The 12,057-nt window shown below is 67.5% G+C and carries 9 protein-coding genes; 3 read left to right on the top strand and 6 right to left on the bottom strand.

Features of this window, described 5'->3' with window-relative positions:
* Nucleotides 1-4: 4 nt before the first annotated feature.
* Nucleotides 5-634: a SinI family restriction endonuclease gene (locus tag ACE3O8_RS02745; protein ID WP_374386535.1), complete on the bottom strand. Its 630-nt coding sequence runs from the start codon at nt 632-634 to the stop codon at nt 5-7.
* Nucleotides 635-1,019: 385 nt separating this feature from the next.
* Here ACE3O8_RS02745 and ACE3O8_RS02740 point away from each other — a divergent pair, with 385 nt between their 5' ends.
* Entirely contained in the window at nt 1,020-1,367 is a 348-nt protein-coding gene (locus tag ACE3O8_RS02740) for a DUF423 domain-containing protein (RefSeq protein ID WP_374386533.1), read from the top strand.
* 244 nt (nt 1,368-1,611) lie between these two features.
* Here ACE3O8_RS02740 and secA read toward each other — a convergent pair whose 3' ends face one another.
* Nucleotides 1,612-4,407 carry a preprotein translocase subunit SecA gene (secA, locus tag ACE3O8_RS02735; RefSeq protein ID WP_374386531.1) on the bottom strand — a complete coding sequence of 932 codons (2,796 nt, stop codon included), beginning with the start codon at nt 4,405-4,407 and terminating at the stop codon, nt 1,612-1,614.
* 179 nt (nt 4,408-4,586) lie between these two features.
* Nucleotides 4,587-5,189, bottom strand: coding sequence for a PEPxxWA-CTERM sorting domain-containing protein (locus tag ACE3O8_RS02730; protein ID WP_374386529.1), 603 nt, complete (start codon nt 5,187-5,189; stop codon nt 4,587-4,589).
* Nucleotides 5,190-5,321: 132 nt separating this feature from the next.
* Between ACE3O8_RS02730 and argJ the strand changes: the two genes are divergently transcribed.
* Nucleotides 5,322-6,545 (top strand): bifunctional glutamate N-acetyltransferase/amino-acid acetyltransferase ArgJ, encoded by a 1,224-nt coding sequence (gene argJ, locus ACE3O8_RS02725; RefSeq protein ID WP_374386527.1) that lies wholly within the window; start codon nt 5,322-5,324, stop codon nt 6,543-6,545.
* Nucleotides 6,546-6,585: 40 nt separating this feature from the next.
* Nucleotides 6,586-7,506 carry a glutathione S-transferase family protein gene (locus ACE3O8_RS02720; RefSeq protein ID WP_374386525.1) on the top strand — a complete coding sequence of 307 codons (921 nt, stop codon included), beginning with the start codon at nt 6,586-6,588 and terminating at the stop codon, nt 7,504-7,506.
* A gap of 24 nt (nt 7,507-7,530) precedes the next feature.
* Here ACE3O8_RS02720 and trxA read toward each other — a convergent pair whose 3' ends face one another.
* The 3 genes from trxA to ACE3O8_RS02705 all read right to left on the bottom strand — a co-directional run.
* The gene (trxA, locus tag ACE3O8_RS02715) at nt 7,531-7,851 is read right to left on the bottom strand and encodes a thioredoxin (protein WP_374386523.1); all 321 of its coding nucleotides are present in this window, start codon (nt 7,849-7,851) and stop codon (nt 7,531-7,533) included.
* Nucleotides 7,852-7,893: 42 nt separating this feature from the next.
* The gene (gene addA / locus ACE3O8_RS02710) at nt 7,894-11,325 is read right to left on the bottom strand and encodes a double-strand break repair helicase AddA (protein WP_374386521.1); all 3,432 of its coding nucleotides are present in this window, start codon (nt 11,323-11,325) and stop codon (nt 7,894-7,896) included.
* The coding region (locus tag ACE3O8_RS02705; RefSeq protein ID WP_374386519.1) for a RecB family exonuclease at nt 11,322-12,057 on the bottom strand (736 nt) is incomplete at its 5' end. The genes ACE3O8_RS02705 and addA, both read right to left, overlap by 4 nt.

Raw genomic sequence — 12,057 nt, 5'->3', positions numbered from 1 at the left:
CGAGTTATAAATCCCTTTCTACAACAGATTCTATAAAACTAATAAATCCTTCTTCATTCAGGATGCCGATGGTACCTTTATCGGGAAACTTCTCCCAGTTTGTCTGCCCAGTTCTAGACTTTGTTCTGTACCACTTTTTGATATCTGTGCCATCTCTAACTCTCGCCGATGAGCTGTTCTCTGAATTGTCTCGGTTCTTTATTTGTAGCGCAATCCAGATTCCATCGTCGTTTTTCTTAAGAAAATCGATGGCCTTAACGACGTCCCCGCTACACCAAATCCAGCCTTGCGGCCCCATCTGTTGGGCGACATACGCCTCTAAAAGTGGGCCGATCACATTCTCAGCAGCCATCGCCATCTTGTGATGCGCCTCGACGGACATCAATTCATTCGCATGAACTCCATACCTGAGCCCGACAACGATCGAAACCGCAGGATCTGACACGGTTTGAGCAAAGGAAGGCTGCCTGACCCTTCGACCATTCACCATTTGTGTAGCCAGGTCGATTAGCTTCCTCTCATCCAACGCTTCTTGAAGAAGAAATTTTTTCGGAGTTCTGTCCGGATTAGCTCGAAGGAACTCAGTCACCAACTCAAATTCTTGACTGATCATAAAATCTGCTGGCGTCACCATCCCTTGCCCCCCAAATTTTGTGGCGCCGATTCGCCGTTAAATTTACCGAGTAGCGAATTTGCAGCAATAGGACAGCGCTGTCCTGTGGCCAGCCAGATCGGTTATCTTTCCGGCCATGTCAGCCGAGAGGATGCCGCGATGACCGAGCCTGTCCCTTTCACCCCGTCCCTACCCGAAATGGCGTGATGTGGTGGACACCAGCCAAGCAGCGCCAAGTTCCTTCTCGAACCGGCGACAATGGGCTCCGTCACCCTCGCCGCGCAGGACTGGTTGGGAGAGGATGGGGACGGCGCGAAGCGGGCGATCGGGGGGGGGTGAAGGGGCGTCACGCACCTTCCCGCCGGAGGCCCTTTTCCTTTTCCGGCCTGCCCGGCTAACTGGCGGCATGGCACGGTGGCTGACGGCATTGGCGGCATTGAACGGGCTTCTGGCGGTGGGGCTGGGGGCGTTCGGGGCGCATGCCATTGCCGATCCGCAAGCAAAGGCCTGGATCGCGACAGCGGCCCAGTTCCAGCTGCCGCATGCGGCCGCCGTGCTGGCGTTGCTGGCGTGGCGGCCCGGATGGCGCGTGGCGCCCTGGCTGCTGGCGGTGGGGGCGCTGCTGTTCGCCGGTGCGCTTCAGGTGATGGGGCTGGGCGGGCCGCGCTGGCTGGGCATGGTAGCGCCCGTCGGCGGCACGCTGATGGTGTTGGGATGGGGCGCCGTTCTGCTGGGCGCGCTGCGCGGGCGGTGAGGGCCGGACGAACCTGAAAGACCCGGCGGCGAAGCCCCCGCAAGCGCGACTGCGCGCCGACGCAAGTGCGCCGGAGCCAAGGCAGGCGGATGCCCGCCGTCCGGTGTTTGAGGGACTAAGGGACCGGTGGCGAAGCCGCCGCAAGCGCGACCGCGCGCCCGAGCCAGTGCGAGGAAAGCCAAGGCGGGCGGATGCCCGCCGCCCAGCATCTGAGGGCCTCAAAAAATCAGCAATCTTGCTGCCTTCAGGCAGCAAGACCATGACAATGCTTGAACTTCCGGCCTGATCCGCAGGGGCACAGCGTGTTGCGGGCGACGGTGCGCTGCCAGCTTTCCGGATCCTCGGCGACGAAATCCGGGCCGAACAGGTGGGCGACCGACTGCGCGGCTTCCACCTCGTCCGTCGAGAGGGCGTCGCCCATGGCGAACACATTGGTTTCGCCATAGCCGGTGAAGCCCATGGATGCGCCCTGATCCGACGGCAGGCCGCCGCCGGGCAGGTCGGCGCCGCCGTCCAGCTTCAGGAAATCGGGCAGGTCGGGCATCTCCATCGGTTCCGGCATGCGGAACTCGGCAAACGCCAGCGTGCGGGTCACATCCTCGCGGACATTCTTCAGCATGCGTTCGAACAGGGCGAAGGCCTCGGCCTTGTATTCGTTCAGCGGCTGCTTCTGGGCATAGGCGCGCAGATGGACGACCTGCCGGAGGGCATCGAGCGTCGCCAGATGCTCTTTCCAATAGTGGTCGAGGCTTTGCAGCAGGATCTGCTTTTCCACCTGCAGCCAGTTTTCCTCGGGGATGCCCACCTGCTTGGCGGCCATCCTTTCATCGAGCTGGGTCTGCAGCCGCTCGATGAACAGCTCCTGGTCGACGGACTGTTCCTTCACCCAGGCGTCGAGATCGACATCGAGGTTCAGCTGGTTGGTGACATCGACCTTGAGGCCCTCCACATCCCATTGTTCGGGGTAGGTGCCTTCGGGGCAGTGGCGCTCCACGATGTCGGCCACGGTGTCGCGGCGGAATTCCTCCACCACATCGGACACCTTTTCGGCGTCCATGATGTCGGCGCGCTGTTCATAGACGACCTTGCGCTGGTCGTTCATGACGTCGTCATACTGGAGGAGCTGCTTGCGGATGTCGTAGTTCCGCGCCTCGACCTTCTTCTGCGCGGTCTCGATGGCTTTCGAGATCCAGGGGTGGACGATTGCCTCCCCATCGTCGAGGCCCGAATTCATCACCCGCGTCAGCATGTTCTGCTGCCCGAAGATGCGCAGCAGATCATCGTCGAGGCTGAGGTAGAAGCGGCTGAGGCCCGGATCGCCCTGCCGGCCGGAGCGGCCGCGCAGCTGGTTGTCGATCCGGCGGCTTTCGTGGCGTTCCGTGCCCAGCACGAACAGGCCGCCGGCTTCGCGCACCCGTTCGCGCTCGGCGGAGACTTCGGCCTTGATCCGCTCGATCGCGGCGCTGCGCTCGGGCCCTTCGGGCACCTGCGACAGCTCGTCCTCGATGCGGAACTCCTCGTTCCCGCCCAGCTTGATGTCGGTGCCGCGCCCGGCCATGTTGGTGGCGATGGTGACGGCGCCCAGCCGGCCCGCCTGCGCCACGATATGCGCTTCCTGTTCATGGTAGCGCGCGTTCAGCACCGAGTGGCGGACGCCTTCGGCGGTGAGATATTCCGACAGCTTCTCCGACTTCTCGATGGAGACGGTGCCGACGAGGACGGGCTGGCCGATCTTTGCCTTTTCGCCGATCGTCTTCACGATGGCGGCGAACTTGTCGGCCTCGTTCTTGTAGAACTCGTCCTGATCGTCCTGCCGCTTCACCGGCAGGTTGGTGGGAATTTCCACCACGTTCAGCTTGTAGATGTCGTAGAATTCGGGCGCTTCCGTCGCGGCCGTGCCCGTCATCCCCGACAGCTTGGGATAGAGGCGGAAGTAATTCTGGAAGGTGATGGAGGCGAGCGTCTGGTTCTCGGGCTGGATTTCCACCCCTTCCTTCGCCTCGACCGCCTGGTGCAGGCCATCGGACCAGCGGCGGCCATCCATCATGCGGCCAGTGAATTCATCGATGATGACCACCTTGCCGTCGCGGACGATGTAATCCGTGTCGCGGCGGAACATGTGAACGGCGCGAAGGGCCTGGTTCAGGTGGTGGACGACCTGCGTATTCTCGAAATCATAGAGGTTTTCGCCATGCAGGTGGCCGGCGGCCTCCAGCGCGCGTTCGGCGAATTCGGTGCCGTCCTCGGTGAGGATGATCGACTTGCCCTTCTCGTCCTTCTCGTAATGGTCGGGCTGGAAGGTCTTCACGATCAGGTCGACCGCCAGATAGAGGTCGGTCTTGTCGTCCGTGGGGCCGGAAATGATGAGCGGGGTTCGCGCCTCGTCGATCAGGATCGAGTCCACCTCGTCGACGATGGCGTGGTTGAAGGCCCGCTGCACCATCTGCGAGCGATCATATTTCATGTTGTCGCGCAGGTAATCGAAGCCGAATTCGTTGTTGGTGCCATAGGTGATGTCGGCGGCGTAGCTCATCCGGCGCTCGACATCGTGCATGTTGGGCACGATCACCCCCACGCTGAGGCCCAGCCATTTGTAGAGCTGGCCCATCCATTCGGCGTCGCGCCTGGCGAGATAGTCGTTCACGGTGACGACATGGACGCCCTTGCCCGGCAGCGCGTTCAGATAGGTGGCGAGCGTGGCGACGAGCGTCTTGCCCTCGCCCGTGCGCATCTCGGCGATTTCGCCCCGGTGCAGCACCATGCCGCCGATCATCTGCACGTCGAAATGGCGCATGCCGAGCACGCGCTTCGACGCCTCGCGCACGGTGGCGAAGGCTTCGGGAAGGAGGCTGTCCAGCTTTTCGCCGCCGGCGAGGCGGTCGCGGAAGATGCGGGTCTGATCCTGCAGCTCGGCGTCCGTCATCGCCTCATATTTGGGTTCCAGCGCGTTGATCTGGCGGACGGTCGATTGAAGCGACTTCACATAGCGGTCGTTCGACGATCCGAAGATGGCCTTGGCGACCTTGTTCAAGCCAAGCATGGAATGCCTTCACATATGGGGCGCAGACGGCCTGTGGCCGCTGCCTGTTGCTGCGCCAAATAGGTATGGGCCCGGTGAGCGTCAATTGCGCGGGGTCGCCTTTCGTGTGTCGGCCATGAAAGAGGCGGGCCTGCCGGCATGGCAGACCCGCCCTCTGATCGCCGCAATGGGCCCTGCGATCAGGCCGCCATCTGGCGGCGGCGGCGCATGGCTGTGCCGACGAGGCCGAAGCCCATGATCATCATCGCCCAGGTGGCGGCTTCGGGCACGGCGCCGATCCGGACCTCGCCAAGCCCGGTCCACTGCCACTGGTCGCCATGGTTGTTGAGGAGATCGAGGCGGACATAGCGGGCATCGCCGGACAGGGCATAGACCTGCGCGGGCAGCGGAAGGCCGGTGCCCTTGGCCAGCGTGCCCTGGGTGGCGGGGGCGAATGTGACGCCGTCGGTGGAGAGCGAAACCGTGAAGTCCTTCGCGCCTCGCACGAGGCTGTAGCCCATGCCGAAATCGACATTGTAGGTCCAGATGCGGATGTCGGCGAGGCGGGTGACCTTGCCCAGATCGAAGACGAGCCAGGCGGGCTCGCCGGTCGTTTCTGTCATCCAGTGGTTATTGTAGTTGCCATCGTGCAGGCCGCCGGACAGGCCGGAACCGTTGATGAGGTTCTGGGCGTTGTACGTCCAGAAGGTGGAGCTGGCGGCGACCGCGGCGGGCTGGATCACGGCCGGGGCGGCGACGGCCGGGGTGGCGGCGAGAAGGAGGGCGGTGAACATCAGGCGCATGGAAATCTCCCTGTTGAGGTGGGGGCCTGATGGCGGGCGGCGGTTGCGGACAGGTGACCGTTTTCGGGAACTTTCGTGACGGCGCGCGCGGCGGGACTCGCGCGCGGGGCGCGGGGCCGCTAAGCGCAGGCCATGACCATTTCACCGCTTGCCACGCCCTTTCCCGAGCTTCCCGAAATCGCCGGCGTGCGCCGTGGCGTGGCGACGGCCGGGTACAAGCCCTGGACGCGGCCGGATGTGACGCTGCTGGCCTTTGATGCGGGTACCAGCGTGGCCGGGGTGACGACGCGATCGAAATGCCCGTCGCCCGAGGTGGAGCTGTGCCGCCGCCACCTGACCTGGGGCGCGGCGCGCGGGCTGGTGGTGAATGCGGGCAATTCCAACGCCTTCACGGGTGCGAAGGGGGCCGAGGCCTGCGCGCGGCAGGTTGCCGAAGCCGCGAACCTGCTGGGCTGCGAGCCGGCGGAGGTGTTCGCGGCCTCCACCGGGGTGATCGGCGTGCCGCTGCCCGTGGAGAAGGCGGTGGCAGGCGTGCACGCCGCCTTTGCCGCGCTGGGCACCGCCGGCTGGCTGGACGTGACGACCGCCATCGGCACCACCGACACCTTTCCCAAGGCCGCCGTCCGCGAGGCGATGGTGGGGGGCGTGAAGGTGACGCTGGTGGGCTTCATCAAGGGATCAGGCATGATCGCGCCGGACATGGCGACCATGCTGGGCTTCATCGTGACGGATGCGGCCGTTGCCGCGCCGTTGCTTCAGACGATGCTGGAGGCGGCGAACCGGCGCAGCTTTTCCTGCATCACCGTCGACGGCGACACCTCCACCTCTGACACGGTGCTGGCGTTTGCGACCGGCAGGGCGGGGCATCCCCTGCTGGAGAGCGCGGATGCGCCGGGCGCGGATGCCTTCGCCGCCGCCCTCCACGACCTGTGCCGCGAGCTGGCGCAGCTGGTGGTGCGCGACGGCGAAGGGGCGACGCGGTTCGTGGAGATCCGCGTTACGGGCGCGGTTTCGGACGACAGCGCGCACAGGATCGGCCTGAGCATCGCGAACTCGCCGCTGGTGAAGACGGCGATCGCGGGCGGCGACGCCAACTGGGGCCGGGTGGTGATGGCGGTGGGCAAGGCCGGGGAGCCGGCGGAGCGCGACCGCCTCTCCATCCGCTTTGGCGGCGTGGAAGTGGCCGCGAACGGGATGGTGGTGCCGGGCTATGACGAGGCGCCGGTGGCCGCCCATCTGCAGGGGCAGGACATCGACATCGCGGTGAACCTGGGGATCGGCGACGGCCGCGCGACGGTGTGGACCTCGGACCTGACCCACGGCTACATTTCGATCAACGCGGATTATCGCAGCTGACCCTTCCGGCAGCTGATCGCCGCCCCCAGCGAAGGGCATGATGGACGCCATGACCAGCCTGATCCTGCATCATTATCCGACGTCGCCCTGGGCCGAGGTGCTGCGGCTTGCGATGGGCCTGAAGGGCCTTGGCTATGGCTCTGTCGAGCCGCCCGTGATCTGCCCGAAGCCGCGGCTGGCGGTGCTGACGGGGGGCTATGTGCGGGTGCCGGTGCTGCAGAACGGGGCCGACATCTTCTGCGACACGGCCGCCGCGATCGACGCGCTGGAAACGCTGCACCCCGACCCCACGCTGTTTCCGGCGCCCGCCGGGCAGGGCCACCGGCTGCTGGCGCAGCTGGCGCAGGGGCCGGTGTTCTTCTGGGCGGTGGGGGCCGCGATGGGCGCGCTGCCGACAGAGGGGATGGAGGAATTCTGGGCCGACCGGGAGGCCCGTTTCGGAATGAAGCCGGCCGCCTTCCGGGCGATGGCCCCGCACCTGGCCGCCCAGTTCGAAGCGCATCTGGCGAACCTGGACATGGCCTTGTCGGACGGGCGCGCCTTTTTGGGCGGGGACGCCCCCGGCCATGGAGACCTGGCGCACTATCAGCTGCTGTGGTTCCAGAAGGCGCGCTTCGGCGGGGATCTTTCCCCCATCGTGGCAGACCGGCCGCACCTGGGCGCCTGGGCGCAGCGGGTGGCGGACATCGGCCACGGGCGGCCGGTGCCGATGGACGCGGAAGGTGCCATCGCCGTTGCGCGCGCGGCGGAGCCCACGGTGCGCGGCGTCGTTTCGCCGGGTTCCGGGTTCGAGGCGGGGCAGGAGGTGCTGGTGTCGCAGGAAGGCAGCAACGACGCGCCGACGGCGGGCCGGCTGGCGGTGCTGACGGACCGGCGCATCACGCTGCTGCGCGACCACCCCGAAACCGGGGCGGTCGCGGTGCATTTCCCGAGGCTGGGGCAGATCATCCGCCCCGCCTGACGGGGATTCAGCCCAAAGGCCGGTTCAGAGGCTGCCTTCGATCCAGCCCTTCAGCGCCGACTTGGGCGCAGCGCCCAGCTGTTCGGCGACCTTTTCGCCGCCCTTGAACACCAGCAGCGTGGGGATCGAGCGGACATTGTATTTCGACGCCCATTCGGGTTCGTCGTCGATGTTCACCTTCACCACCTTCACGCGGCCATCCAGTTCGTCGGAGATTTCCTCCAGCGCGGGGCCGATCATGCGGCAGGGGCCGCACCATTCCGCCCAGAAATCCACCAGCACGGGGGTTTCGCTTTTCAGCACTTCGTCCTCGAACGAGGCGTCTGTCACCTTCACGGTCGCCATCGGCACAGTCTCCTTTGCATCCGAGATAGCCGAGCCGCGCCTTCAATCAAGCGGCAACAGCCCCTCCATATCCTTGGCCGTGCCCAAGAGGAACTTGGGGCCTGAGGTGTAGAGCAGCGCCACATCGACGCGCCGGCCGGGGAAGGCCTGCGCCAGCACGGCACGATAGGCCGCCATCTGCCGCCGGTGCGCGACGGAGGCGGCGGCGAAACTGCCAGGCACGGACAGGCCGGTCTTGAAATCGACGACCAGCACACGATCCGATTCCACCAGCAGCCTGTCCACGATGCCCGCGATGGCCTGCCCCTCCACCAGCCCGGCGACGGGAGCTTCCGCCAGCGATTGCGGGCCGAACAGGGCCTCGTGCGCGGGATCCGCCATCACCGCCAGCACCTGCGCCGCGATGGCGGATGCCTGCGCGCCCGCGCCCTGCCGCCCGAGCCAGGCGAGCGCCTGCGCCTCGCGCGCGTCGGGCGGAACGGCGGGCAGCCGTTCGAACAGGCTGTGGATCCAGCTGCCGCGCTGCGCGGCGGCGCGCATCGCCTCTGCCGCCGGGCCTTCGGGTGGCGGCTCGGGGAGGCCGGACGGCGTGACCGGGCGCGACGGACGCGGCGGCGGCGGGGCAGCGCTGGTCAGCACGTCGTGAAGCTTTTGCTGCGCCGGATCGGGTGACAGCGACCCACCGCCCGCCACCGGCGGCACCCAGCGGCCGGCGCGATGGCGCAGCATCCCGCCATGGGCGGTTTCGATCCGCTCCACGCCGGGCAGCGATTCCAGCACGGGGGCGAGCCGGACGTGCCAGCAATCGCGCGAGCCATCCGCGATCTTGTCCAGATGCTTGCCGCTGACCGCGCCGCCGATGAACAGATGATCCGCCGCCCGCGTGAGGCCCACATAGAGCAGGCGAAGATCCTCCTGCTGCTCGCGCACTTCGATCGCATCGAGCGCGGCGACGACGGCGGCCGGGCTGTCCTGCTTCTTCGGGTGGAACAGCGGCAGGCTGAGCCCGTGGTGACCGATGCGGACATGGCCGTCGTTCCGGCGGCGGCGCTGGTGGGCGGCATCCGCCAGCACCACGACGGGCGCTTCCAGCCCCTTGGAGCCGTGGATCGTCATCAGCCGGACCTGATCCGCCGCGGCCTCTGCATCGCGCTTCACATCGGAGCCCTCGGCCTCGATCCAGGCGAGGAAGCCCGCGAGCGCGGGCGGGTTCGCCTGTTCATAGGCGAGCGCCTGCTGGAGCAGCTCGTCGATCGGGTCATTCGCCTGCGCGCCCAGCCGGGCGACGAGGCGGCGACGCCCGCCAAGCTGACCGGACAGCAGCAGATCGAGAAAGCGCGCCGGGCCGGCCATGTCCGCCATCGCCAGCACCGCACCGAGCCAGTCCCGCGCCTCTGCCGCGCGCCCGCCGCCGGACGACACCCGGCCGAGCGCGGCCCAGAGGCCGGGCCGCCCGCCGCCCAGCGCCCGCACCTCCTCGTGCGACCAGCCCAGGAAGGGCGAGACAAGAAGCGTTGCGAGCGTCAGATCATCCTCTGGCTGGACGGCGAAGCGCATCACCGCAAGGCAATCGAGGACGGCCAGCGGTTCCGTCAGCAGCAGCCGGTCCACCCCGGCCACGGGCACCTGCCGCTCGTGCAGCTCTGCGACGAGGGCGCCCATCAGCCAGCTGCGCTTCCTGAGCAGGATCAGCACATCGCCCGCCAGCGCCCAGCGGCCCTTCGCGGGCAGCCAAAGCCTTTCGGCGCCATCCGGCTTCAGCCAGCCGGCGATCCGGTCGGCAAGCCATTTCGCCATCGCCCGGTCGGCGGCTTCGGCGCCGTCTTCGGGTGTGTCGCCCTCGTCCGGGCCGGCGGCGGCATCCTCTTCGTCGCCCTCTGGCGTGATCGCGGGCCACAGCACCACTTCGCCCGGCGCATCGGCGCGGTGCGGGACATGCGGCGGGGGAGACTGTTCCATGCCGAGGGCGGCCGGCCCTTCGCGGGCAAGGAAGCCGTTCACCACATCCAGCACGGCCGGGCCGGAGCGGAAGCTGAGATCGAGATCGACCCCTTCGATGGGGCGCCCGGCAGCGGCGGCCACGGGCGACAGCGACTTGCGCCAGCCTTCGAACACCTCCGGACGGGTGCCCTGGAAGCCGTAGATCGCCTGCTTGTGATCACCCACGACGAACAGGGTGCGTTGGCGGCCTGCGCTGCTGTCGAAATAATCCTCTACCAGCCGGCCGATGATCGCCCACTGCCGGTCGTTGGTGTCCTGCGCTTCATCGACGAGCACATGATCGAAGCGGCTGTCGAGCTTCCAGCCGACATAGGACGGCATGCCCGTCGGCCCCAGGAGATCGACGGTGCGGGCGATCATGTCGTCGTAATCGATGGCGAGCGCGGCGCGCTTCAGCCGGACGTAGCGCGCGACAACGCGATGGCCCGCGCGCAGCGCGCGGGCGGCGATTTCGGCCGTGGCAAGCCGGCGGTCGTGATCGAGCAGCGCCCGCAGCTGGTCTGCGAGGGCGTCGATGACGGCGCGAAGCTGCGGCTGCTTCTTCAGGGGCGTGGCGTGCGGCTTGGTGCTGCCGTCGGGCCTCAGAACCTGGGCACAGAGGGTGACGAATGTGTCGGCCCGGCCATCGGCGTCCTGCGAAAGCCAGGCCTGGACGGTGGCGGCCGATGCATGGCCGGTGGGGGTGTTCCAGGCCGCCATCCCGGCGGCGAAGGCGCGGGCGTTCCCCTCGTCGAACCGGCCGGGGGCCAGGCCCTGGCGCAGGCGGTCGCCGGGTTGTTCGCCTTCCTCGACGCCGAGCCAGGCCCGGACGGCGGTTTCCGCGCCCCGGACGTCGGTGAAGCGGAGCAGGGAATCGGACTGGGCGATCATCGCATCCAGCGCCTGCATCACGCCGCCCTCCCCCTTCAGGATGGACAGCTGGGCGAGATCATCGAGATAGGCGGCATCGCCTGTCGCCTGCGCGTCCGCAATCGCTTCCGAAAGGGCCTGGCGGCGCAGCTGCCGGGCGTCGCGCTCGTCCAGGGCGCGGAAGCCGGGCGGGAGGCCCGCCTCCAGCGGGAAGGCCGCGAGCAGGCCTTGCGCGAAGGCGTGCAGCGTCTGCACCTTCAGGCCGCCGGGCACATCCAGCGCCTCTGCGAACAGGGCGCGGGCGCGGGCACGCAGCGGGGCGGAGGGTGCGACGCCCATCGCCGCCAGTTCGGCATCGAGCCGGGCATCGGTGTATCCGAGCCAGTCGCCCATCCGCTTTACCAGACGGTTCTGCATTTCGGCGGCGGCTGCCTTGGTGAAGGTGAGCGCGAGGATGCGGTCTGGCGGGCTGCCGTCGAGCATGAGGCGCAGGATGCGGTCTGTCAGCACATGGGTCTTGCCGGTGCCGGCCGAGGCCGCGACCCAGACATGCCGGGCCGGATCGGCCGCCAGCCGCTGCGGCGGGGTGCGTGGCTGCGCGTCGGGCGGGGGTGCGGCGCTCAACGGCCGAGCCATTCCGCGACGCGGGCCAGATGATCGAAATCGCGGAAGCGACGGCCATAGACCATGTGCTGCTTGGCGCGGAACGGGCGGTCGCCCAGCAGCCAGCCTTCGACCAGCCGGGTGAAATCCTCGAACGCGGCGGACAGATGGGTTTCGAGCGCGTCCGACCCGGCCTTCTTGCCGAGCGCGGGCTGTTCCTTGCCCGGATCGATGCCGCCGGACAGCTTCAGATAGTCGAGACGCCCGACCGGCAGATCCCCGCTGACGCCCAGACCGCCGCCGGCTGCAATCGCGGCGAGGAGGGCCAGCTGCGTCTGGTAGAGGCTCTCGACCTCACCGATGGTGGGGAGCGTGCCGGTCTTGTAATCGAGGATGCGGAGCGCATGGCCGTTGCTGTCGATGCGGTCTGCCCGGCCCTTCAGGGTGACGCCGCGCCATTCGAGCGTGCCTTGCGCTTCCCAGGCGGCGGGGGTCCAGCCTGCTGCGCCATCCTCTTCCAGCCGTTCCACCACCCAATCCACCATGCGGATCACGCGGGGGCGCCACAGTGCGGCGAGATCGGGGCGTTCGCCCAGCCCGGCGAGCAATTCGTCCACCAGCTCCAGCCGCCGCGCCGGGCCGGGGCGGCCTTCGCTGAGCCAGCGTTCGAGGATGTCATGCACCACCTGCCCGCGTTCGCCGGCCGTCGGCTCTGCATCATGGCGGTCGAGCGGCTTCAGGCCGAGCATGCGC

The sequence above is a fragment of the Sandaracinobacter sp. genome (genome assembly GCF_041909755.1).
Lineage (GTDB): Bacteria > Pseudomonadota > Alphaproteobacteria > Sphingomonadales > Sphingomonadaceae > Sandaracinobacteroides.
The sequence above is the reverse complement of the archived record's forward strand: the minus strand, read 5'-3'. Positions and strand labels throughout refer to the sequence as shown.